This is a genomic window from Bacillus sp. REN16 (assembly GCF_020731355.1).
In the GTDB taxonomy this organism is placed as follows: Bacteria; Bacillota; Bacilli; order Bacillales; family Bacillaceae_L; genus Ferdinandcohnia.
The window spans coordinates 198,230-222,285 of sequence record NZ_JAJFZK010000010.1 but is presented as its reverse complement, the minus strand read 5'-3'; the positions used below and the strand labels follow the sequence as shown (position 1 = coordinate 222,285).

Sequence of the window (24,056 nt, the reverse complement as noted above, 5' to 3'; positions counted from 1 at the left end):
ATCTACCGCTCCTCCTACGAAATCAATTACCATAATTGTAGCACAAGAAATCACCAAATTTCCATTTATAGACCCTAGCCTAATGTACTAAAACTAGATTTTATGTCATATTATCCTATTTATCTAAATATCATAAGGGTGTGGTATTTTTAGAACAGTCTTTCGCTTTTTCAAACATCAAGGAGGAACTTCAATGAAAAAACGCTATGGAACACGGGAAGCCATTGTCGTAACGTCTCTTGCAGCTGGATTTTTCTTTGGCGCCCCACTTGCTGCAGATGCATCTGAAAAACAATACTTAGATCCATTACTAGACAAAAACTATCAATTCGATACCAAAAAGGAATTGCGCTACGGTCACACTGGCTATCCAGTTCGCTTTCTGCAATTTGAATTACATAAGTTAAATTTTTACTATGAAACAATTGATGGTCACTTTGGCGCCTCTACCCAAGAAGCTGTTAGGAGATTCCAAGAGTTATATGAAATTGAGGTCGACGGAATCGCTGGGGAAACCACATTAGAAAAATTAAATGAAGTCATTATACAGCCAAAGCCCGCTTTCTATACAGTTGGCGACGAGGGTCCCGAGGTAAAACAGCTTCAAACCAAATTACAAAAATTAAGATTTTATAATGGTTTGATAGATGGGAAATTTGAATCAGTCACAAAAGGCAGTGTGGTGGCCTATCAAAAGAAGTTCAATTTGGAAGCAAATGGGCTAGCAACAGACGAAACGATTGATCACATTATGAAAAATAAAAATGTCAGAGGTCTCACCATCAAAAAAGCAACGGTTGTAACGGCTCACCCTAGTCCAATTTCAACTCCCGAAACCGAAGAGTCATTACCTGCTGAAACTATTGAAGCATTGCCTGTTGATGCTAGTGTAATCTCCATTGCGATGAATTATATAGGGGTCCCTTATGTCTGGGGCGGTACTTCCCCAAATGGATTTGATTGTAGCGGATTTTTACAATTTGTATTTGCTCAAAAAGGAGTGAATATTTCTCGTACGGTACCTGGCATTTGGAGCCAAGGGGCAAATGTGTCCGCACCAAGCGTTGGTGATATTGTCTTTTTCCAAACGTATAAGCCAGGTCCGTCACATGCTGGAATATATCTGGGAAACAATAAATTTATACATGCAGACTCGACCGATGGCATTAGTATTGATGATATGACAATTAATTACTGGCAATCACGATATATAGGCGCAAAAAGGTTGTAAAGCAATGAGCCCGGTACCAGACCGGGCCATCTTTCTTATTCACTTACGAGTTCTGATAGTTCCGCCCATCTTTCTAATAATTCGTCTAGCACCTCGGATTCCTTCGCATGGTCGTCCATTGCCTGCTGTGCCTTCTGGTAGTCACTTCCGGCTGCTTCTATTTCATTCACAAGCGCAGCAACCTTCTCTTCTTGGGCCTCGATTTTTCCTTCAATTTCATCCCATTCAAGCTGATCCTTATAAGAAAGCTTCTTTTTCTTAGGCTTCTGCGTCTCTCCAGTGGATGTTTTTTCAACTTTTACTTTTTGTACGGCTTGTGCTGCTTCTACTGAGCTTTTCTCCAGATAATCTGAATAATCACCAAAATAGGTGGAAATCCTATGCCCTTCTTCAAATACCAGGAGCTGGTCTGTAACCTTGTCCAAGAAATAGCGATCATGTGATACGGTGATTACAACTCCAGGGAAGTCCTCCAAATAATCCTCAAGCACGGTTAAAGTATGAGTATCCAAATCATTCGTCGGCTCATCCAATAATAGTACATTCGGTTCACCCATAATGATTTTCAATAAATACAATCTTCTTCGTTCCCCACCGGAAAGCTTGCGAATCGGTGTACCATGAGTATGCATTGGAAATAAGAAGCGCTCGAGCATTTGGGCAGCTGAAATCATTTTTCCATCAAGAGTATGAATCATTTCAGCGGTTTCCTTAATATACTCAATCATCCGTTTATTAAGGTCCAAATCCATGCTTTCCTGAGTATAATAGGCAAGCTTAACCGTTTGACCTATCTCAATTTCACCCGTATCCACTGGAATTCTGCCAGCAATAATATTTAATAATGTGGATTTCCCGCTTCCATTACGACCCACAATTCCAATTCGGTCACCTGGTTTCACGAGCAAATCTACTTCCTTTAGAATTTTCGTTCCACTAAAGCTCTTTGAAACATTCTTTAATTCAATCACCTTTTTACCTAGCCTGCTGCCACCAACAGAAATATCAAGTGTATCGGTGTTCACCGTCTTTTTTGCATTCTCAATTTCATCAAAACGTTGTATCCGTGCTTTTTGCTTTGTTGTCCTTGCCTTAGCACCGCGTCGAATCCAGGCCAGCTCACGTCTGTATAAATTTTGACGTTTTACCTCAGAAGCCTGCTCCTGCTCAATCCGAATTGCTTTGGCTTCTAAAAAACTACTATAGTTTCCGGTATAGGAATAAAGATTACCCTCATCAAGCTCAATAATCCGGTTCGTGACTCGATCGAGGAAGTAGCGGTCATGCGTAACAACCAGCAGGGCTCCATTGTATTTAGCTAGATAGTCCTCAAGCCACTTAATCGTTTCGTAATCTAAATGGTTCGTTGGCTCATCCAATATTAGTAAATCCGGAACTTCAATTAAGCTTTGAGCAAGTGCGACTCGTTTCTTTTGTCCACCAGAAAGCTCCATCACAGCTTGGGAAAAATCTGTTATCCCTAGCTTGGACAACACAGCCTTTGCGTTTGAATTCGCTTCCCACGCATTTGCGGCATCCATCTTTTGCTGTAGATCAAATAGCTTTTCCTGATTCGATGTACTTACCGGATCCTTTTCGATTCGAATCATAGCTTCCTCGTATTCCTTCAATAAACGAAGAAGCGGTGTATTGCCCTGGAAGACTTGATCTAGAACGGTATTGCCTTGCGTGAAATCAGGCTGCTGTGGTAAATAACTGATGGTGTATCCCTTTGAATGGGTGATTTCCCCATGATCAGCCTCTTCGACACCTGCTATGATTTTTAAAAGCGTTGATTTTCCGGTACCATTAACACCAATTATACCAATCCGTTCATTATCCGTTATGCTAAACGAGATATCCTCAAACAATGTTTTCTCAGCATAGCTTTTTGATAGATTTTCAACCGTTAAAAGCCTCATAACTGTCCATTCCATTCTTTATAAAATTGATTAAGAAACGCTATCATAAAATCATGGCGTTCCTGCGCGACATCTTTTGCTGCGTTCGTATTGAGAGTGTCTTTTAATTTTAATAATTTTTCATAAAAATGATTGACTGCTGTGGATTTGCCGTTTCGGTATTCTTCCTTCGTCATATTATCACGATATGGAAGATCAGGGTCATACATTAAATCACCATGAGAACCCGCATAAGCAAAGGTTCTGGCAATACCAATCGCTCCAATTGCATCCAATCGATCCGCGTCCTGTACAACCTGTCCTTCAATTGTTTTCATTGCAGCGCGATTTCCGCCCTTAAAGGACATAGTTGATATGATTTCGAGGATTTTCTCTTGTTCCAAGAAAGATATATGTAAAGAAGACAGCCAATCACGGACATTCCGAAGGCCTTCTTCTTCCGAATTATTTAATTTTTCATCTGCTACATCATGTAATAATGCCGCCATTTCAATGATGAATAAATCAGCTTTTTCTAATTCGCCAATTTGGATTGCAGCTTTTCTGACGCGTTCGATATGCCACCAATCATGGCCACTGCTGTCATGCTTTAAAATATTTTTTACAAACGTTGTTGTTGCTTCAATTATTTGTTGTTGCTCCATTTTTTCCTCCACTACCTTCAATATCGTAACCATTGTATCATAATACAGCTGCAACTATACTGTCGCACACAATTAAAACCTTGCATAAAATAAAAAAGCTAGAGAAACTCCAGCTCATGAAAGGTGGTAAAACATATATGTATCATCCAAATGATCTACATCGGGAAATTGGAACAGCATGGTATGGACGTCATGTCGTATTGGTTACATGTAACACGAGCACCAATCAATTTCTGCTGCTTCATAAGAGCTTTCATGCACCAACAGAGCCGCCAAATCCAAATTGTGCAGAAACACTCTCCCAATTTTTAAGCATCGGGTATAAAATTGCTGCCATTGCACCTTTATCACACAGTGAGATTCAGTATGTGCTAGTAAAATAGATTATTTATTCATCCAACTAATCCCGATTGTATTTTCACCAGCATGGACACCAATCGCTACTCCAAGAGGACACACCTTAATTTGAATCGTGTCTGGTGCAAATTCTCTAATTTGCTGTTCCCAGTCCTTTGTTTTAGAATCGTCCAAGCCATATAAAATATGGACCTCTTCAATCTGATTTTTCGCGATTGCTTCCTTCAAGTAACCTAGTATTTTACTTGTTGCTTTATTTTCCGAACGAACTTTTTCTTTGACAGACAGAGCACCATCGAGAATCTGTATGACCGGCTTGATTTGCAGCATGCTTCCAAGAAAATATTGGGCCGTGTTCATTCTCCCGCTACGATGTAATTGCTCTAAGCTACCAATGATAACATAGGTTTCCAGGTTCCCAGCTAAGACGCCAATATGATTTTCAACTTCTTTCGATGTCCCACCATCCCGTATAAGCTTCATGCCTTCTTTTAACAATTTTGTCATTGGATACGTTAGGATTTTTGAATCGATGACCGTTACAGGAATATTAACCAATTCGGCAGCTTGTCTTGCAGAAGAAACGGTTCCACTTAATTTTTCAGATATATGAACAGAGATGATTTCATCATATTGATCTTCAAGACTATTATATAATTCCACAAAGCTCCCAATTGAAGGCTGTGATGTCTTCGGAGTGGTCTTAGCAGTTTTTAAGCGTTCAAAAAATTGTGCAGGTGTAATCGTAACCCCATCTAGGTATTCTTCTTCATCAAAAAAGATTGTCATTGGGATGACGTAAATATCCTCATGATGCGAAAGCTCTTCATCTAAAAATCCTGTACTATCTGTAACCCAAGCGATTTTTCCCATAATTTCGCCCCCTCTTTTGCTATTATATATATTTTACTATATATAGGATAACAATATTATAGAAAACGAATAATTATCTGAAAATTTAATCCATTGGATGTAGAAAAAAGAGGCTGTTTTTGCCCCTTATTTGATAACATTATGTAATTGATGAATGGACTCAAGGATATAGTCAATCATTTGGAGTAAATCATCGATATTGCCTTCATGAATTAGTCGATGAAAAATAACTTTACTATTGTTTGTGAACTCATTTTTCGTGCCGTATAGATACGAAATTTCCTGTTTAATTTCCCTTGTTCCCCCCCAAATAGTGGTCAGGACTTGTTTAATCTGAGGGCAAACATCCAATGATTTCAATTTAAAAATAAAGCCAATCTCAAGGATGCAACCCGGATCTCCGTCTAAATTTCGCAGTTCTGTGACCAGATTATCGAGGTCCATTTTCAAATCAATATAGACATGAATTGTATCAATGGATAAATCTTTAAAGGTAATCTGGTAATACCTGCCCATTTTAGCCATATCGACCTGATCCTGACGATCTACAATCAAAATTTGTCCTTCTAGGTCTAAATCATAAAGGGCCCCTTCGACAACAACCTTCAAATTTTCAAATACAGTGGGATCAAACATGTAAAACCTTCCTTTATAAAAAAGGGGACTATCTCCCTTTTAATTAAAATTAAAACAGTCCGACTGCTTTTCCGTCCTCAGTTACATCCATGTTAAGTGCCGCCGGTTTTTTCGGGAGTCCCGGCATCGTCATCACTTCACCTGTTAAAGCAACGATAAAACCTGCTCCAATCGATGGTCTGAATTCACGGATTGTAATTGTAAAACCAGTAGGTCGTCCGAGTAAAGTCGGGTTATCTGATAGTGAGTATTGTGTTTTCGCCATACAAATTGGTAGTTTGCCCCAGCCAAATTTCTCGAAATCAAGCATTTGCTTTTTCGCCTTAGAAGAAAACTCAACATCCTTCGCTCCGTAAACTGTTTTAGCAATTGTTTTTACTTTTTCTTCAATCGATGCAGATAATTCGTAAATCGGTGAAAAATGATTTTCTCCGGTTTCGATTACCTCTAGCACCTTTTCGGCCAGTTCGATTCCACCTTCCCCACCCTTTTCCCAAACTTCTGTAAGGGCAACTGGATATGAATTGTCCGCACACCAGGATTCAATTTTCTCGACTTCTTTTTCCGTATCTGTAACAAATCGATTGATTGCGACGACAAACGGCAAACCAAAAGCTTGAACAGTTTCTACATGTTTCTGCAAATTCTCTAGGCCTTTAGCCAAAGCTTCTACATTCTCTTCTTTAAGGTTTTCTTTAGCCACACCACCATGCATTTTTAAAGCACGGTTTGTTGCCACAATCACAACAGCCTCTGGCTTAATATCTGCATATCTCGCTTTTATGTCAAGAAATTTCTCAGCACCAAGGTCGGCACCAAATCCACCCTCTGTTAACACATAATCAGCTAATTTTGCAGCCATTTTTGTGGCAATAACCGAATTACAGCCATGAGCAATATTAGCAAATGGTCCACCGTGAATCAATGCCGGTGTGTGTTCAAGTGTTTGAACTAAATTTGGTTTAAGCGCATCCTTTAATAAAAGCGTCAGGGCGCCTTCTGCGCCAAGATCACTCGCTGTAACCGGTTGTTTATGTATATTATAAGCTACTACAATTTTAGATAATTTGGTCTTCAAATCCTGTAAATCCGTCGCAAGGCAGAAAATCGCCATTATCTCTGATGCAACTGTTATATCAAAGCCATCCTCACGAGGAACACCTTGGGCCGGCCCGCCAAGCCCAACTATTACGTTTCGTAGTGCACGGTCATTTAAATCGACAACCCGTTTCCATGTTACACGTCTTACATCAATTTGAAGCTCGTTTCCTTGATGGATGTGGTTATCAATTAAGGCAGATAATGTGTTATTGGCGGTTGTAATTGCATGGAAATCACCTGTAAAATGCAGATTAATCTCTTCCATAGGAATTACCTGTGAATATCCGCCACCTGTTGCACCGCCTTTAATTCCCATTGTTGGTCCGAGGGATGGCTCTCTCATCGCAATCATCGCATTTTTCCCGAGCTTCGCAAGTCCTTGTCCAAGCCCCACCGTTACAGTCGATTTTCCTTCACCTGCTGGCGTTGGGTTAATAGATGTTACAAGAATGACCTTGCCGTCGTTTTTCTTTTCAAGACGCTTCATCACATCCAAGGATATTTTTGCTTTGTAATGACCATAGGGTTCGACCTCTTCATCAAGTAAATCAAGCTGCTGCACAATTTCCTTGATTGGCTTTAACTCAGCCTCTTGAGCAATTTCAATATCAGACTTATATTTCGTTGATAATTCCATGCACAATTCCCCCAAGATTCTTTTTGGATATTCATTCTCATCATCTCTATCTTACCTTATTCTGTATAGGGGTTAAAAGAGAAACCCCGATATTTTTTGTCCATATCCTTTACCGCTAAAAACGAGTAAAGATTTTTTAATTGATATTCATATGCGAATTGTTGTAAAATTTCAATTATAACAGAAAAGCGCAAGCGACAAGACGCTTGTGCTAGACCTGGATACACTAATTAATAGGGGGATGATAGGATTGCCAATTAATGTACCTCATGACCTGCCAGCTAAAGAAGTGTTGGAATCAGAAAATATATTTGTGATGGATGAAGACCGAGCTTATAGCCAGGATATTCGTCCACTTAATATAGTAATCTTGAACATAATGCCTGAAAAAGAACGAACAGAAACTCAGCTTCTTAGACTTCTAGGAAATTCCCCATTGCAGCTGAATATTACGCTTTTATTCCCGGAAACTCATGTCGCAAAAAACACAGGAAAGAATCATCTTGATAAATTTTACACAACATTTTCTGACATTAAGCACAAAAAGTTTGATGGAATGATCATTACAGGTGCACCAATCGAACACCTCTCATTCGAGGATGTAAATTATTGGGAAGAGCTAAAGGAAATCATGGATTGGACGAAAACAAATGTCACTTCAACCTTACATATTTGCTGGGGCGCACAAGCTGGACTCTACCATCACTATGAAGTCAAAAAATATCCTTTGCCTGAAAAATGTACCGGTGTGTTTCACCACCGCTTAGTAAATAAGGATGTAAAACTTGTCCGAGGTTTTGATGATATGTATTTTGTTCCACATTCCCGCTTTACGGAAGTAACACTCGAAGAAATTAATAATACGGAAGGCTTAACATTATTGTCAGCTTCCGATGATGCTGGTGTCTGTCTAGTCGCTTCAAATGATGGGAAGCAGATATTCCTAACAGGTCACCCTGAATACGACGTAAATACCTTAAAAGAGGAATATGAACGTGACCTTGCAAAAGGAAAAGAAATTATTCCTGTTAATTATTTTCCGAATAATAACCCCGCTAATCCGCCGATGCACACATGGAGATCACACTCATACCTGCTATTTGCGAACTGGCTCAATTATTATGTTTATCAAGAAACACCATTTGATTGGGATTAAAAACAAGGTATCTCGCGACGTGAGATACCTTTAATTTTTCTTCAAAATAAACACCCACATAAATGATAATGCCTGTTTTAGCTCTCTTGGAAGCCCCTTTGTCATCTCTTTATTTACGGCATCTTTATAGACCGGTTGGCCGTCAACTGCCTTCCAGCCGTTTTCTGAGACCAATTGTTCAAATTCCCATGGCATCATCGTGTTTTGAATAACTTTTTTGCCATATAAGCGGGGATACGCATTTTGCCGGGGTCCTGCGGTTGGTCCCAATAATCCCGCACAAAGGATACCACCCGGTTTTGTCACTCGCTTGATTTCATTGATTGCCCCCAGAGGTTTCTCGGTCCACTCAATCGAGTTGATTGCCATGATGCCTGAAAATGTTTCATCCTCAAAAGGGAGCGAGGTCAAATCATCTTGGATAAATGATAGGCCTTCATATTGGCTGCGATTATTTGCCTTTTCGATCATTTCAGCTGAAATATCAGCACCTACCACCTGGAAGCCACGTTTTGCAAGCAAAAATGACCCATAGCCATCACCACAGCCAGCATCTAAAATAACCGCATCGTTTTGCAGGAACTGTGAAAAAAACGGAATAATCGTGGATCGGCTCCCCGAATTCCACATTGCTTGGCTTTGCTTGCTCCAAAAATCGGCCCGACCATCCCATTGTTTTTCCGCTTCCTCATGCCATTTGAATTCTGTCATCCTATTCACCCTCTCCAATATCTACCAAATATTATAACAAATAAATAACAATGAGACACCAGCCTCATTGTCCTTATATAATATGTATTTTTTTATCTTTATCATGACGATGTTGTTTATAATACATTACGATATTTCGAACATAATCTTTGAAGTCAGGGCAACTTAATCCACCCTCTTCAAGCACTTTTTTCGCATCTGTTGCATCATATTCCGTTGGACATCTAAAATATTCGACAGCTTCTTTTTCTACCCCAAAGTATTTTCTCAGAAAAGAAAAAGAGAGCCCTGCTTCCACTAGTTTAGGAGAAATCGTCCATGTAGGCTTTTTTCCAAGCAACTCTTCACAAATCAATCGATATAACTCCCTTGCTTGATGAGGGTTTGGATCTGTCAGATGGAATGTTTTCCTTTTGGCTGTTTCAGTTCCCGATAAATAAACCGTTGCATTAATTAAATAATCATACGGGACAACATTAAATAAGACATTTCCCTTTCCTAAATAAGGTATTGGCATAAACCGAATTCGGTCTAATATTCTCATGATAAAATAAGGTCCATCGAATTTGGAAGTCTCACCAGATTCAGAGTGACCAACAGTAATACCTGGCCTAATGATGGTATAAGGAACATCTTTTAGTTCTTGGACAAGTATCTCTGCTTTATATTTTGTTTCTTCATAATGATTTTTAAATTGTTGCCCCTTCTGAAGTTCAGTTTCCAAAATTAGACCTGTGCGGTTTCCTGAAACATACGCTGTACTGAAATACACATATCTTTCTAAGTTTAGAAGTGTTAGTACGAACTGATTGATATTTTTCGTTCCTTCGACATTTACTTTTTCAGCGATTGGTTGCGGTACAGCCAAATCATAGATAGCTGCAAGATGAAAGACATGGGTTAATTTTTCTTTTAGCTGTTCCCTATCCTCATTTGATAAGCCAAGTGATCTATCGGTGATATTCCCTATCTTCAATTCGATACGATCTAAACCCTGTATTCTTTCATTCGCTAGCTCAAGCTGGCTTGGATGAACCAATAATACAAAGTGACTGCCTTCGTATTTTTGCATCAGCGCATGTAAAAGCCTGGTTGCTAAAAACCCCGGAAATCCTGTCATTAATACATGCTTCATACTTTCACTCCTTTCAAAAATATGCCAGCCTATTACTCAGAAAAAAGAACCTTATAAATATTCTTTTAAGTTATATTCACGTAAAAGCACCTCTAGCTTGATGGCTTTTCCAATATCTCCTTTTATTTTTAATTTTCCTGTCATGAAAGCAGCGGTCCCATTTAGCTTTCCTAGTAAAAACTGTCTAAAATTTCTGAGTGATAATACTAATGTACAATTTGCACCTTCTCCGTCTTCAGATACTTTAGCTCTACCGTCGCCTACCTGAAGCTGGTATATCCCTTCCTCATCCCCCGTAATATTAAATTGATAAATAACATTCATTCCTTCAATTGGACCTGGGTTTTGGTTAATAACCTCTTCAATTTTTTGCATCATTTCAGATAAAGTATACTTTTCAATTCCGTTAGCCATGCTGCCATCTCCTCAATCATTAAAATATTTTAAACTAGTAAAATACAAGATTTAAAACAAGTACGCCTCCGTATCTAATGTACAAAAAAACTTATTCCTGCAGTCCAAGATTTACAAATGCAGAAATTACGATGCGGTTGAGCAAACGAGAAATTTCCTCGAAATTTAATTCTCCTTCTTTCGTATCAAAAAAGAGCTGCATGATGACTTCATTAATGGCCCCAACCATAGCCTGAGCAACAATTTTCATTTCTTTTTGCGTAACAGTTTGTGGAAGCTCTGTTTTCACCGTTTTCAGGATGATGTTAGCAAACACCTGGTGTGATCTCTGCCTTACTAATTCGACATTACGAGATACTCCAACTGATTCAACTAATAAAATTTGAGCAACATTTTTATTTTCAAAACAGATTTGGATATATCGATTAATACCAGCAAATGCCTTGTATGTTATTCTCTCTTCCAGCAAAATTGCATGTTTTACTTCCTCCGCCATTTCATTGCCAAGCAGTTCAAACAAGGCAATCATAAGATCTTCTTTACTTTTAAAATATTGATAGAAGGTTGTCTTTGAAACTCTAGCCATTTCCACAATTTCAAGCACAGATGTCTTTTGGTACCCCGCTTCGGTAAAAAGCGTGAGTCCCGCGTATAATAGTTTTTCTCTTGCCTCGATTGGCATTTCTGTAACAAATAACAAATCAACCCATCCCATTCATTTAATACGTATACGTATCAGTATTTCCTCTTCATTGTATAATTTAAAAATCTAAATTTCAAGAAAATTTAAAAAAAGGAAGAAAAGATTTTCTATCCTTTCTTCCTGCTAGCTAGTTTTCAGCCGATACTTTTGCTGGAAATTCAAATTCAATTTTCTGGGTTTGATCATTCCATTTAAGGTAAGCGTCAAAGGTTTTACTGCCTTTTTTAAAGCCTTTGATTAAATTTGTTTTATTTTCAGAAAGAAGCTTCCCTACATTTGTTTTCGAAATCGGTTTTCCTAAAACCCTGCCTGAAATCGTGAATTGGCAGCCATTCGTTTTATAATTCGCACAGCCGTAAAATTTACCCTTATTTATGACAGTGCCACCACACTTCTTACAGGTTCCCACTACTGTTCCAATTTCTTTTTTATTGTAACTGCTTTTCCCCGAACTGATATTCTCTACATTTACATTTGAAAGATCCCAGTCTCCACTTTGTTCCTTTGCATCGTCGATGATTTTTTGGGAAAGCTTTTTTGTCTGCATCATAAAGGATGCCGGTGAGGCTTGTCCCTTTCCAATTTCATGCAAACGCTGCTCCCATTTTGCTGTCATTTCTGGAGATGCAAGTATCTTATCACCTATCACTTCAATTAATAGAATTCCTTTTTCAGTAGCAGATACTTGGTTCTTTTCAACTTTTATATAGTTCCGGTCTTTAAGCATTGTAATGATTCCTGCTCGTGTTGCTTCTGTTCCAAGCCCTTCCGTTTTGGCGAGAATTTTTTCCAACTCATCATTTTCAATGTGCTTGCCAGCCGTTTTCATTAATGTTATGAGCTGCCCTTCGGTATAACGCTTCGGTGGCTGCGTTTTCCCTTCCTTAGTGTAGCTTTTTTCAACTACACCGGACTCACCTTGTTCAAATGGAGGAAGGATGACATCATCGTCCTTTGCATCTTCTTGGAAAAGGACCTTTCTCCAACCTTCTTGGAGCTTCACCTTCCCCTTGGTGGTAAATTCAGCACGCTTGTCCACTAATGTTTTAATGGTTGTATAGTTAAAAATAGCTGGCTTATAATGGGCCGCAATCAATCGTTTTACAATTAAATTATAAATTTTCTTTTCATCACCTGATAACTTTGCAGGATTTGGGACCTGCTCTGTGGGAATGATGGCATAGTGATCGGTTACTTTCTTCTCATTCACATATCGGGAATTATTGTAAATGGATGTAACTGGAGTCGGAAAATAAGCTTGATAGTCTTCCAGTTTTTGAAGTTTAGAAAATACCTCAGGAATGGTTTCGGCCTCTCCCTTCGTAATATAACTCGAATCGGACCGTGGATAAGAAATAATCCCTTTCGTATAAAGGCCCTGAGCAACATCCAATGTCTTCTTCGGAGAAAATTTAAAGGCCTTATTTGCCGTAGCCTGCAAACTTGACAAATTAAATAATAAAGGCGGTTGATATTCTTTCTTTTCGATTTCAACCTCCGAAATTTCAGCTGGCTTATCCCTGCAAAACGCTGCGATTTTTTCTGCCATTTCCTTCATAGAAACACGTGATTCATTATCCTTCATCCATTTTCCTTCATAGTATTTTCCATTAATTTGAAAGCTCGCAAAAACCTCCCAAAAAGGCTCAGATTTAAAATTCGCAATTTCTTTTTCGCGTTTTACAATCAGCGCCAATGTCGGAGTTTGAACTCTTCCAGCGGAAAACACATCCGAGATTCCTTTTTGCTTTAATAATAATGTATAGACCCTTGAAGCATTCATGCCGACAATCCAATCGGCACAAGCACGTGCTTTCGCTTCATAATAGAGATTTCTAGTGTCCTGTTCTAATAAAAGATTCTGAAATCCTTCCTTCACTGACTTTTCCGTTAACGAAGAGATCCATAATCGTTTCAATGGCTTTGTTACTTTAGACATCTCAATAATATTTCGAATAATCAATTCCCCTTCGCGGCCAGCATCACCCGCATGAATGATTTCAGTTACTTCTGGTTTTCGAAGAAGATTTTTTATAATTGTAAACTGCTTTGATTTCGACCTCATGACCCGATATAAGAATCGGTCCGGAATTATTGGGAGGGTTTCAATTCGCCAACTTTTCCAGGTAGGGTTATATTCCTCCGGAGGTAATAGCTCGCAAATATGGCCAACTGCCCATGTAAAATAGGCTCCTTTTGGAAATAGCGGATTGGGTCCCACCTCAATAAACCCCTGAGATTTCTTACTCTTAAAGGGAGCCGCAAGCTTCATCGCTTGGTCTGGCTTTTCCGCGATTATAACTTTCATATTAATCCTCTTTTCACTTTCACTAATCAATTAATTGTATCAAAGTTTACTTGTTAATTGGAATATAGACTTTCTTGGGTAAATTTGGGGATTTATGAAGAACGTATAAGGGCTAAAAAACCATTTAAGATGGTCTTTTAGCTTCCCTTTTGTCAAGATACATTTGCGAATGTTCGACGAGATGATGGATGGAGATGACTGTTAGTTCGCCGTGCTGTACAGTTCCAACCGCCAAACGTCCTTGTTCATCCTCAACAATAAACGAGGTTCCATTGTCAGCACCCGTGATTTTATCAAAAATAGACATCATTTTTTGATACAAATAATCCTTATTAACATTCGTATTTTTAGTATGTGAGGTAAACCGGATAATGATTTCTTTCCCATTATACATGTATCTGAACATCGAATCAGCCCCTTAAAATCAAATGCGCCTTGGCGTATTTGCGCCCAGATTTTTTCGAGTGTGCTCGAAAAGCTTCCTTTTAAAATCTGTGGCATCCGCCGGAGGCTTTAATTTTTTTCAGTGGGGTCTATACCCCGCTGGATAAAGTTAATCTGATAAAACACGTTCGATTTGAATTGTTTTTTGAACGGATAAATCGATAATTGTATTAGACACTTCAACTAATGGACTTAATAAATCATATGGATTGATATATTTAATTCTCCCTATTTGACCATCTGTGAGTAATACATGATGACCAATTAAAGCATTCATGATTTGCTGTAAAAATGGTACTAAAATGGTTGGATCTAACTTTCCAAACAAATCATCATTCATTTGTTTGATAACCTGATAGAATGGTGTTGCATCGTGATATACACGGTTGGATGACATAGCATGAAAAACATCTGCTACTGCTACAATTTTGGAATAATAACTAATTTTAGATCCTTTTAAACCGAAGGGATATCCTTTCCCGTCCTCCCTTTCATGATGCTGCAGGGCAACAACGCTTATTTTATGACTAATTCCATCCGTATTTTTTAAAATTTCATAGCCATAGATTGTATGTTTCTTAACAATTTCATATTCAGCTTTTGTTAACTTACCTGGTTTATTTAAAATTTCTGAGGGGATTTTTGTTTTACCAATGTCATGCAAAGTTGCAGCGATTGTGAGTTCTGCCAAATCATCTTCGGGCAATGAAAGCCATTTACCAATTAACGTTGCTATTACACCGACTCCGATATTATGTCGGTATGTATAATCATCTGCGGATTGAAGCTGATAAAACAAATGAAAAAACTGCGGAATCTCAGACGCTGTTTGAATAATCGGAAAAACCGTTCGTTTGATCTCTGTTAGCGGTAGCTTTGTATGTCGTTTTACAAAATAAAAAATATCTTCTACCTGATCAATTGCTTCCTCAAGTTTCTCAGTAATAAGTGATACAGCTGGTTTGCTTGTAGGAATATTGTTGTAACCGCTATCAAATTTATCAATAATCCTATCTAGTTCTTCAGGCTGAATAACAGTGATATTTGTTTGATCGTTCTTCATTTTGTATACTCCCCACTAAAGCCTTGTTTCTATTATTATATCAAAAAATGGAATTTCCACAATAATTATTTGAATATACGAAAGTATCGAGCAATTATTCTTTTTTTGTTCTTAATTGACACATTTATTTCCAAGAATACGTAAAAAACCCTTTATTCGCTTGACTTAACACAATTTAGGTTGTATATTAAAATCATCATTTAGCTAGTAGTTTAGTATTTATTTATACAATTTTATATTTAAAAATACATAAATAAGTAGCTAACTGATAAAAATTTTTACGTTGCACGGTTGTGCCGAAGGTTTAGGAGGAAAAGCATAATGCAAAACGGTAAAGTAAAATGGTTTAACAACGAAAAAGGATTTGGATTCATCGAAGTTGAAGGCGGAGACGACGTATTCGTACACTTCACTGCTATCACAGGTGACGGTTACAAATCTTTAGAAGAAGGCCAAGAAGTTTCGTTCGAAGTTGTTGAAGGAAATCGCGGACCTCAAGCTGCTAACGTTGTAAAGCTGTAATTCTTACATTTTATTTTAAAAATGTGAAACCAAGGCTGATTTTTGATCAGCCTTTTTTGTTGCTCTTTTTTCTATATTAAGATAATTTTTCTCCATACTCTTTTAGCTTTTGGCCCACTGTACAATTTTTAATACAAAAGTTTTGTGTATATCGCTTTCCATATTCTTTCCGAAAATGTTCCTTTACAAAACAATCTTGGCAATAAGTGTCCAGCATTTCACCAACTTCCAGGATAAGTTCCTTTCGTTTCATAAAAAAATCAACTCCCACTCTAATTGGTTTCGAGTTTTTTCACACAGATTATCCATTCCATCCATCTCACTTATTTAATGAGTATGACAGTTAGGCTTAATTACTTACCCTTTTATTTCAATTTTACTGGAAACGATCGTCCCTTCCAGCGCCTGTGTAGCTAATCGATCTGCCTCTGAATTTTGCTTTCTTCCGACTGGATCGTAGATAGGATGAATTCCCAATTTTTGAATTCTCTCCTCGATTCGGTCCAACCATCGATTAAGGTTTTCCTCAAAGCATGGCCATTCTCCAGAAAGCTGCTTTAATACCACATGGGAATCTCCTTTAAAAGTTACAGTGGCATGATGTACGCCTAATTCCTGCAAGGTATTTAACATTAGCCAAAACGCTGCATACTCTGCTTCATTATTTGACTCCATCTCTTCAAACGCTTCATTAACTCTGACCCGATATGGTTTTTTATTTTGTGTAAAGTAAATGGCAACGCCTAAACCAGCTTTACCAGATTGTATGTCATAACCCCCATCGAAATATGCAATAATATCCTGAGGTTCGGTTTCAATTTCTTTTATCAGTTTGGTGATTTCCTTTTTCGTCCACTTCGTCTGCCGCTCATCATAAAAAACAAGTTCCTTTGTTCGCCCTGTTCGCTCGAAGTCTTCCGCTAAAAGTAATGCTTCCTCAGCAGAAACTTCATCAGATATCAAGGTGATGACTTGATTTTTAGGTGTTTTATATGTCCACTCCAGCTTAAGTTTCATCACACTCTTCCTCTCTAATGGAACGTATCTTCATTTTCCCTAAATTTTTACTCATTATACACTTTTTCCACTTAGATATGTACTTCCACTTTTTCTAAAAAATACGCCTTTTTATCTATTCTCTTCACTCTTGGGCTAATTTAGTGATAAAATGCATTATATTCTTTTTTTTGGAGGCATTAGATGATTGAAGTATATATCGATGGTGCAAGTGCTGGAGACCCAGGTCCATCTGGTGCTGGCATTTTTATTAAAGGAAATGGTATTGTCGAAAAACATTCGATTCCACTTGGTATCCTGACAAACCACGAGGCCGAATATTACGCTCTTCTTAAAGGACTAGAAATTTGTATCGAGAATGAATACAAAGTCGTATCCTTTCGAACAGATTCACAACTTGTTGACAGAGCCATTGATAAAGAATACGTCAAAAATAAAAAGTTCTCTCCCTTACTGGACAAAGCATTACAGCTGTCAAAAGAATTGGATCTCTTTTTCCTAAAATGGATTCCTAGTGCCCAGAATAAAGTGGCCGACGAATTAGCAAGACAAGGCATCCGAAAAAACTGAAACCCTTGGACTCTGCAGGTCCAAGGGTATTATGCCAGTATATTCCGTTCCTCTACAAACTGATAGGCTTGTTTGCGACTTTGAATTTGATTTTCCTTAAGCATTTCTAATAAAGAAATGAAAAAGCTCCCGTCAAATTCCTTTTGTGCTTTCAATGTGATCTCAATTGCTATATTGACAATTTCGTCCGTTGCAGCTGTATAATGCTGTCCAAATGAAATGAAACCAACAGCATCTTCTCCTAGATTAAAGCCTTTTTGGGCTAAAAACTGAAGATACTCTTCTACTCGATTTTCTAATTTAAACAATAGTCCCCATCCCCAACAATAAATACAATATATATTCTAATAGTACCGCATTTTTTGTCGAAATTCTACGACTTTTTTGTTAAGAAATGGGCTAATGTTCCTGTAATCATTCCAAAAATTGCCCCACCTAGTACTTCTTCTGGCTGATGTCCAAGTCTTTCTTTTAACTTTTCTTCCTTATTATCATGATAATGATGGTCCTTTTGTCCCGCTAATCGTTCGAGCTCTTCATCAAGTTCATTCACTTTTATTGTTAATTCACCAGATTGACGACGAATCCCTTGTGCATCATACATAACGATTAAACCAAATATGGTGGATAGCGCAAAATCAATGGTTGGAATCCCTCTCTTTAGTGCAATAAAAGTAGCGAGTGACGAAACTCCAGCTGAGTGAGAGCTTGGCATTCCACCCGTTTCAAAAAAGGTGCCCCAATCCCATTTTCCTGTCTTCATTTTCTTAATTGGAATTTTTAAAAATTGTGCAAGACCAATTGACAGTAATGCGGTATAGATCTCTTTGTTCACGATTCTCACCTCATGGTTAGTTTCTTAGTTCCCCTCATTTTCTATACTAGACATAATCCAAAATAGGATGGAAATAATACGAAATGGAGGTGAAATGTCATGGCAAAGAAAGCAAACAACCGCGGGAAAGCACCAAAAGGGGTGAATCCACAGGGTTATAATGAGGATACAGAATTCTCAATGGAACCAAAAAGCGAGCTTGAAAATAGAGCAAAGAAAAAGAATACGAAGATCTAAGGTTTTGGTGGGATGCCCCCTCGATGGTGGGGCATCCTTTATCGGTTTTCAGTTTACATAATATGCTAACAGCCATAACGTTGCCGTTAATAGCCATAAAAATGAAATAATGGCCATTGGATTGTTGCTAATGACCATAGAATTAAAATAACAGCCATAGTCATGTTAAAACCTCCGAAATTATCCAATCCGACCAAAAAAAGAGCACTCATTTGAGTACTCAATTAACTAATAAATTGATCCAAGCCCTTAAATTCAAGCTCTGTAAACTTTTCATGCACTTTTTCACGATTAATTTGCATTAACGCCTCTTCTAGTGAACAGCTAATAGGCACTTCACAATGAATTCTCGCCAATTTACGGGATAAATGCAGCATATCCAAATCTTCTTTAATCTTTGTTTTTTGTGCTTTTGTTAAATTTTCTACATTTTCAAGGATACCTTCAATCGTTTCAAACTGTTGGAGAAGTTTAAGTGCTGTTTTCTCACCAATTCCTCTTACACCAGGATAATTATCGCTTGTATCACCCATTAAGGCTTTCAGGTCAACCATTTGCTGCGGACGAATCCCTTTTTCCTCTAAGAAGCTTTCACTCGTATACTCTGCATAATTTCCGATTCCTTTTTTCATAATTAAAACCGAAATATTCTCATCTAGCAGCTGCAGAATGTCTTGGTCACCTGTTAGAATAATCACTTCAGAGTCTTGGCTATATTCCCGAGCAAGCGTTCCAATGCAATCATCGGCCTCGTAGCCTGATAGCCCAACATTCGGAATATCAAAGGATTCGACTACATCTTTAACAAGATCAAATTGTGGGATTAATTCTTCTGGTGGTGCACCTCGATTCGCTTTGTATTCACCATACATTTCCGTACGAAATGTGGAGCTCCCCATATCCCAGCAGCAAATCACGTGTGAAGGCTTGTACTTATTGACAGCCGTCATCATATGCTTTACGAAACCGTGAATTCCATTTGTCGGAATCCCTTTACTATTGACCATAAAATAACCACTCATTGCCGTAGCATAAAATGAGCGAAACAATAATGCCATACCATCTATTAACATAATCTGATTTTTCATCAGCATATCCTCCCCGTCACATTTTTCATCATAAAATGAATTATACCATATATTCACCTTGCATTTATTTGTATCTTCCTTCCAAGCAAAGAAAAAAGCCCTCTAAAATAAGAGGACTCCATCCTAATTGCTCTTCATTTTTTCTGCTTCTACCTCAGCATATGATGCAAAATGGTAAGGGGTTGAATCTTTTCTTTCTTGCTTTTTATCCCTTTTCGAAACAGCTTGTTTTTCCTTTTTCAACATGCATTCTCCTTTATGAGAGATTTATGGTTAGTATTAACCTAACCCGCATGCTTTATTTTCGGAATGCGTATTCCTTTACCATATCAACTGTTACTAGCTTGCGTAATGGAACGATTCCCTTTTGGGCAAGTTTATTTATTTCGATTGTCACTTTATTAATTTTATCAACTGTGAATTCCTGATTTAGTTTCGCTAAAGAAACTGCCTCATCGATAAACTGTTCTCTTTTTTGTTCAAGTCCTACGAATGTTTTTACAACCTCGTGCTGTGCAGTTGAATGTTTTGTGATTGCTTCATGGACGTTCGTCATTATTTCTCCTCTTTTCCCTAGACATTAGCTTTAAAATATGGGGTTTTGGTTCCCAGCAATTAAATTGATAATCAGGTTTTGTATCATATCCTAAGCGGACACATCTGTATGTCATTATACCATCTTTTCGCTTAGCAACGAAATTCACACAGGTTCCACATGCATGATACTTTGATTTTGAATCGATCAAAATCAATCACCCCATATGTTCCGTATAGTATCTTGTTAACTTACCATGTACCTCTTCTAGACTTATTATATCAATATCTTCAGATAAGATCTTCGTAACCCCGTCAAAATATTCGTGTATTTCCCGTAATGCATTTTCTTGAATTGCTTGCAGCCCTTTATTAAATTCCTGTTTATAAAAGGCAACTAGATTAGCTTGATTTTCTTCAAGATAAGAACTTACAGGTAAATCCAGTAATACTTCAAGCTCATCCTGCATTTGCTTCTTCTCATTTTTTTCGAAAAATGATTTTGGATTTTTAAACAGACCAAGCGCCTTTTTATAACGGCCGAGTTCCTCGTTACCAAGACCATTTCTAAATTCAATCGAATCAAAATTTAGTTCAATCGACTCCGAGATACTCATATTTGAATTGATTGATTTTATTTGTTCATTAAAACTTCCGAGCTGACCATGGAGTCGCTTCTTAATAAAATTTTCTATTCGCAATGAAGTCGCACGCATTTCCTGGGCTAAATCAAATCCGACTGATTCCAAAAATTCTTCTAAACAAGACTTTAATGCATGTTTCAAATCCCGGCCATCATCTCTAAGCGAAGACGGGTTAAAAGCTTCCTTAAACATATCAGATACACGAAGGTAGACTCTTTTTTTAATATAATAGGTGAGCTCCTTAATCTCCTGCTCAATAACTCCAAAAGCAGACTGGTTATCTAAACCTGAAACAACTGACTTCATATTAGAGTGTTGGTCTTTCGCTTCCTGAAGCTTAGTAAGCTTCATATCCTTATCTTCCTTAGCTGACTGAATATAGGATTCAATTATTGCTGCGGCACGCTGAATATCAACATAACCTTCATTTACCGCAACTTCTGTCAGTTCATCAATGACAAATGAATGAAAATCCGTTTCAAAGCGTTCAATACCCGATGATTTAAGAATACCGAGATCCTTTTCAGTGACTTCATTTAGCTTCTCTAGTAAAGCTGCTCGACTTGACACAGAATATAGTCGTGGAAAACGAATTCCGTAACTTACTAGTTGTGACTCTACATAATCTTTTACATCTTCTAACTCTTCAGTCGTATTCGCCAAATCAGCTGCATTAATCACGAAGAACATTTTATCCATACTAAAGGTGTCCTTAACACGTCCAAGCTGAATTAAAAACTCACGATCTGCTTTTGAAAAAGCATGATTATAATAAGTCACAAATAAAATGGCATCGGCATTTTTAATATATTCAAAAGCAACCCCTGTGTGGCGGGCATTGATTGAATCAGCACCTGGTGTATCAACTAAAGTAATGCCTTGCTGTGTTAATGGACAATCATAATAGAGTTCAATCCATTCGACAAAGCATGCCTTTTCTTCCTTCGCAACATATTCATTAAAGCCATCCATGTCTGTTGATAACACTTGATCTAAATGAGCAGATATGGTGTCAAAACCAGCTACAACCGATTTTAGAAATGAAAAATGCGGTTTTTCTTTTGCTTCTATTTTTTCGATATTGCTAATTTTAGAATGGATAATTTCTAAACTGTTATTCAAGTTTCCTGCTTTTTCACCAAAAATGTGTAAGGAATGATTGATATCATCTAATAACTGATTTGTTGACTTAATTTTAACAAGTACTGTCCCATGCTTATGCTCATCGGTAGGGAAGGTAATTTTGTTAATCGTTGCTGTTGTCGGATTTGGTGAAACTGGTAAGGCGTGTTTTCCCATTAATGCATTCGCAAATGACGATTTCCCAGCACTAAACGCTCCAAATAATGCAACGGTAAAATGTTTATTTTTCAAACGATATGCCTTATCTTGAATATCCTTTGCAAGCATCGAAAGACCAGTGATTGGCTGAATCAGTTCATTCGCTTTTTCTAGATGAATAATCGCCTGATCAGAAGATCCCTTCCTTTCTCCATGCTTTTCTGCTGGTTTAGGATTAGATTTTTGAACTTCTCCCTCTTGTTTCTTAATCTCGAGTAAAATTTCCTCAGTTGATGAAATTTCCACATGTTCATTAAAACGTGATAGTAAGTCCTCGACGGATTCGACAGAATCCATTGCAGAATCTCCATTGATGATGTTATCTAACATCTCACGGATATTCGCACGTTTTTCCTCAAATTTCTTTAATGCAGCAAAGGCATTAGAATAAACTTCAAATTTGTCTAGATCAGCTTTTAATTCGGTTTCATCTTTAGCAGTTGCGTCACCCATTTGCTCAAGAATTTCGTGTAAAAATGCAACCGCTTTTTGTTTGTATTTTCTTTTAAGATAATTTCCAACATCTTCTGAATACGTTAATATATACTCCCCTGTTACTCGTGCACCGGGCTTGACTAAATTTTTTAGTTCCTCCGGGGAAAGTTCAATTGCTATTTCATTTCCTGTTGGTTGTGTTGAAAGTCTTAGACGTTCAACAAACTTCCCAATAAAATCCTTCAAATGCCATTCTAATTGAGTGGACATTTTCTCTTGTATATCTTGAAAGAACGCTTGCAAACGTTCATCACGTTCTTTTTCCGTTTTATTTTTGGAAAATAATAAACCTACTTTAAAATCGGGTTGAACGGATTCAACAAATTGTTTTGCTAAATCACGAGTTTCGAATGGCATAAGGATCGCATTTGATAAAATATTCTCTATTTCATCTAAATATTCTGTTTCCGTTACTTCTCGCTCTTTCGCAAAACTCGCTAATCGCTGGTTCAATTCTTCAATTCGAGCTGGGATTGTTTCCCGCTCAGCTAAGGATAAAGAACGCAACTGATCCTTTGTTTCTTCAAGCTCCGGAGCATTTTTATCATCTAAAAAGGCTATATGCTCAAAAATAATTTGTCTTGCAGAATGAAAAACACCTTCTAATAGAAGTTGGTCTTTGTGTGCTATTTTATCGTGCAGAAGCTGCTGAACCTGCTTGAACTGATTATGCTCATTATCCGGTTCCTTTAATGAAGTGTAAAAAATGTCTGAGTAAGCTACGTTCCAATTTTGGAACGCCTCCTCCACGCCTTGTTTAAAAGAAGAAAAACTTAATTCAGATTCTTTATGTTTATCGACTTGGTTTACAATTAAGTAAACCGTTTTATTTCGATCAGTTAATTCCTTTGTAAATTGGAAATTTAGTTCAGATAGGACATGATTATAGTCCATCACATAAAAGAGTAAATCTGCTAAATGCAAGGCTGATTCTGTTGATACGCGATGGGCATCATCGGTTGAGTCAATCCCTGGTGTATCCATGACAATCACTTGCTCTGGAAGTTTCATATTATCATGGCTTATTTCAATCGATTCAATCGCTTCCCCGTCTTTTGCATATGATTTGATCACATCATAATCATAGGGAGCTGGGTATTCAATGATTTTGCCATCCCGATAGTAGACGCGAGCATACTCACGACCTGATTTAACTTTAACCAAGTTAGCGCTTGTTGGAATCGGGCTTGATGGCAACAGACTCTCCCCAATGAGTTCATTGATCATACTCGATTTTCCAGCTGAGAAATGACCTGAAAAGCCAATCATATATTCTAATGAATTTAGTTTTTTGAGCAGTTGAATCATTTTTGAACTGCTTTCTTTGTCATTGTTTTTTCCAAAAATGTCGTATAACGAAGAAAGTCTTTTTTCTAGTTCTTCCTTTGTCATCTGTTTAATTTGTTGTGTTTGAATCATGTCTAATCCCCTTATTGAG

The 24,056-nt window shown here is 37.7% G+C and carries 25 protein-coding genes; 6 read left to right on the top strand and 19 right to left on the bottom strand.

Going from position 1 to position 24,056, the window contains the following annotated elements; all coding sequences use genetic code 11:
• Window positions 1-193: 193 nt before the first annotated feature.
• A complete protein-coding gene (locus LKW28_RS15965; RefSeq protein ID WP_229141345.1) occupies window positions 194-1,231 on the top strand; it encodes a peptidoglycan-binding protein in 1,038 nt (345 codons plus the stop codon).
• A 35-nt stretch (window positions 1,232-1,266) separates the two neighbouring features.
• Here LKW28_RS15965 and LKW28_RS15960 read toward each other — a convergent pair whose 3' ends face one another.
• Entirely contained in the window at window positions 1,267-3,153 is a 1,887-nt protein-coding gene (locus LKW28_RS15960; RefSeq protein ID WP_229141344.1) for an ABC-F family ATP-binding cassette domain-containing protein, read from the bottom strand.
• A complete protein-coding gene (locus LKW28_RS15955) occupies window positions 3,150-3,797 on the bottom strand; it encodes an HD domain-containing protein (protein WP_229141343.1) in 648 nt (215 codons plus the stop codon). Before LKW28_RS15955 ends, LKW28_RS15960 begins: the two co-directional genes overlap by 4 nt.
• Window positions 3,798-3,934: 137 nt before the next feature.
• Between LKW28_RS15955 and LKW28_RS15950 the strand changes: the two genes are divergently transcribed.
• A complete protein-coding gene (locus tag LKW28_RS15950) occupies window positions 3,935-4,180 on the top strand; it encodes a hypothetical protein (protein WP_229141342.1) in 246 nt (81 codons plus the stop codon).
• Between the two features lies 1 nt (window position 4,181).
• Here the strand turns inward: LKW28_RS15950 and LKW28_RS15945 are convergent, their stop codons facing one another.
• The 3 genes from LKW28_RS15945 to LKW28_RS15935 all read right to left on the bottom strand — a co-directional run bounded on the left by LKW28_RS15945 (window position 4,182) and on the right by LKW28_RS15935 (window position 7,401).
• Complete coding sequence (locus LKW28_RS15945) at window positions 4,182-5,027, bottom strand: DegV family protein (protein ID WP_229141341.1); 846 nt, start codon at window positions 5,025-5,027, stop codon at window positions 4,182-4,184.
• Between the two features lie 126 nt (window positions 5,028-5,153).
• Complete coding sequence (locus tag LKW28_RS15940) at window positions 5,154-5,663, bottom strand: hypothetical protein (protein WP_229141340.1); 510 nt, start codon at window positions 5,661-5,663, stop codon at window positions 5,154-5,156.
• 49 nt (window positions 5,664-5,712) lie between these two features.
• Complete coding sequence (locus LKW28_RS15935) at window positions 5,713-7,401, bottom strand: formate--tetrahydrofolate ligase (RefSeq protein WP_229141339.1); 1,689 nt, start codon at window positions 7,399-7,401, stop codon at window positions 5,713-5,715.
• Window positions 7,402-7,651: 250 nt separating this feature from the next.
• Between LKW28_RS15935 and metA the strand changes: the two genes are divergently transcribed.
• Window positions 7,652-8,557 (top strand): homoserine O-acetyltransferase MetA, encoded by a 906-nt coding sequence (gene metA, locus LKW28_RS15930; RefSeq protein WP_229141338.1) that lies wholly within the window; start codon window positions 7,652-7,654, stop codon window positions 8,555-8,557.
• Window positions 8,558-8,587: 30 nt separating this feature from the next.
• Here metA and LKW28_RS15925 read toward each other — a convergent pair whose 3' ends face one another.
• From LKW28_RS15925 to LKW28_RS15895, 7 genes are all read right to left on the bottom strand, one after another.
• Window positions 8,588-9,268: a class I SAM-dependent methyltransferase gene (locus tag LKW28_RS15925; RefSeq protein WP_229141337.1), complete on the bottom strand. Its 681-nt coding sequence runs from the start codon at window positions 9,266-9,268 to the stop codon at window positions 8,588-8,590.
• Window positions 9,269-9,341: 73 nt separating this feature from the next.
• Complete coding sequence (locus LKW28_RS15920; protein ID WP_229141336.1) at window positions 9,342-10,403, bottom strand: SDR family oxidoreductase; 1,062 nt, start codon at window positions 10,401-10,403, stop codon at window positions 9,342-9,344.
• Window positions 10,404-10,454: 51 nt separating this feature from the next.
• A complete protein-coding gene (locus LKW28_RS15915) occupies window positions 10,455-10,817 on the bottom strand; it encodes an SCP2 sterol-binding domain-containing protein (protein ID WP_229141335.1) in 363 nt (120 codons plus the stop codon).
• Window positions 10,818-10,908: 91 nt separating this feature from the next.
• Window positions 10,909-11,517, bottom strand: a complete 609-nt coding sequence (locus LKW28_RS15910; protein WP_229141334.1) for a TetR/AcrR family transcriptional regulator — start codon at window positions 11,515-11,517, stop codon at window positions 10,909-10,911.
• Window positions 11,518-11,647: 130 nt separating this feature from the next.
• Window positions 11,648-13,828, bottom strand: a complete 2,181-nt coding sequence (locus LKW28_RS15905) for a DNA topoisomerase III (protein ID WP_229141333.1) — start codon at window positions 13,826-13,828, stop codon at window positions 11,648-11,650.
• 124 nt (window positions 13,829-13,952) lie between these two features.
• The gene (locus LKW28_RS15900; protein ID WP_229141332.1) at window positions 13,953-14,234 is read right to left on the bottom strand and encodes a hypothetical protein; all 282 of its coding nucleotides are present in this window, start codon (window positions 14,232-14,234) and stop codon (window positions 13,953-13,955) included.
• Window positions 14,235-14,381: 147 nt separating this feature from the next.
• Window positions 14,382-15,335, bottom strand: a complete 954-nt coding sequence (locus LKW28_RS15895; protein WP_229141331.1) for an HD-GYP domain-containing protein — start codon at window positions 15,333-15,335, stop codon at window positions 14,382-14,384.
• A gap of 321 nt (window positions 15,336-15,656) precedes the next feature.
• On the opposite strand from LKW28_RS15895, the gene cspD reads away from it, so the two are divergent.
• On the top strand, window positions 15,657-15,857 hold the full coding sequence (cspD, locus tag LKW28_RS15890; RefSeq protein ID WP_057997342.1) for a cold-shock protein CspD: 201 nt from the start codon (window positions 15,657-15,659) through the stop codon (window positions 15,855-15,857).
• A 76-nt stretch (window positions 15,858-15,933) separates the two neighbouring features.
• Here cspD and LKW28_RS15885 read toward each other — a convergent pair whose 3' ends face one another.
• Window positions 15,934-16,110, bottom strand: coding sequence for a zinc-finger domain-containing protein (locus tag LKW28_RS15885; protein ID WP_229141330.1), 177 nt, complete (start codon window positions 16,108-16,110; stop codon window positions 15,934-15,936).
• Window positions 16,111-16,214: 104 nt separating this feature from the next.
• On the bottom strand, window positions 16,215-16,874 hold the full coding sequence (locus LKW28_RS15880) for a ribonuclease H family protein (protein ID WP_229141329.1): 660 nt from the start codon (window positions 16,872-16,874) through the stop codon (window positions 16,215-16,217).
• Between the two features lie 183 nt (window positions 16,875-17,057).
• Here LKW28_RS15880 and LKW28_RS15875 point away from each other — a divergent pair, with 183 nt between their 5' ends.
• Entirely contained in the window at window positions 17,058-17,444 is a 387-nt protein-coding gene (locus tag LKW28_RS15875) for a reverse transcriptase-like protein (RefSeq protein WP_229141328.1), read from the top strand.
• A 29-nt stretch (window positions 17,445-17,473) separates the two neighbouring features.
• Here LKW28_RS15875 and LKW28_RS15870 read toward each other — a convergent pair whose 3' ends face one another.
• A complete protein-coding gene (locus LKW28_RS15870; protein ID WP_229141327.1) occupies window positions 17,474-17,752 on the bottom strand; it encodes a DUF6123 family protein in 279 nt (92 codons plus the stop codon).
• Window positions 17,753-17,817: 65 nt separating this feature from the next.
• Window positions 17,818-18,279, bottom strand: a complete 462-nt coding sequence (locus LKW28_RS15865; RefSeq protein WP_229141326.1) for a divergent PAP2 family protein — start codon at window positions 18,277-18,279, stop codon at window positions 17,818-17,820.
• Between the two features lie 99 nt (window positions 18,280-18,378).
• Between LKW28_RS15865 and sspL the strand changes: the two genes are divergently transcribed.
• A complete protein-coding gene (gene sspL, locus LKW28_RS15860) occupies window positions 18,379-18,516 on the top strand; it encodes a small, acid-soluble spore protein L (protein WP_116352296.1) in 138 nt (45 codons plus the stop codon).
• Window positions 18,517-18,740: 224 nt separating this feature from the next.
• Here sspL and LKW28_RS15855 read toward each other — a convergent pair whose 3' ends face one another.
• The 3 genes from LKW28_RS15855 to LKW28_RS15840 form a co-directional block, all read right to left on the bottom strand.
• On the bottom strand, window positions 18,741-19,604 hold the full coding sequence (locus LKW28_RS15855; protein ID WP_229141325.1) for a 5'-3' exonuclease: 864 nt from the start codon (window positions 19,602-19,604) through the stop codon (window positions 18,741-18,743).
• 298 nt (window positions 19,605-19,902) lie between these two features.
• On the bottom strand, window positions 19,903-20,160 hold the full coding sequence (locus LKW28_RS15850; RefSeq protein WP_229141324.1) for a DUF2533 family protein: 258 nt from the start codon (window positions 20,158-20,160) through the stop codon (window positions 19,903-19,905).
• Between the two features lie 196 nt (window positions 20,161-20,356).
• On the bottom strand, window positions 20,357-24,037 hold the full coding sequence (locus LKW28_RS15840) for a dynamin family protein (protein WP_229141322.1): 3,681 nt from the start codon (window positions 24,035-24,037) through the stop codon (window positions 20,357-20,359).
• Between the last annotated feature and the right edge of the window lie 19 nt (window positions 24,038-24,056).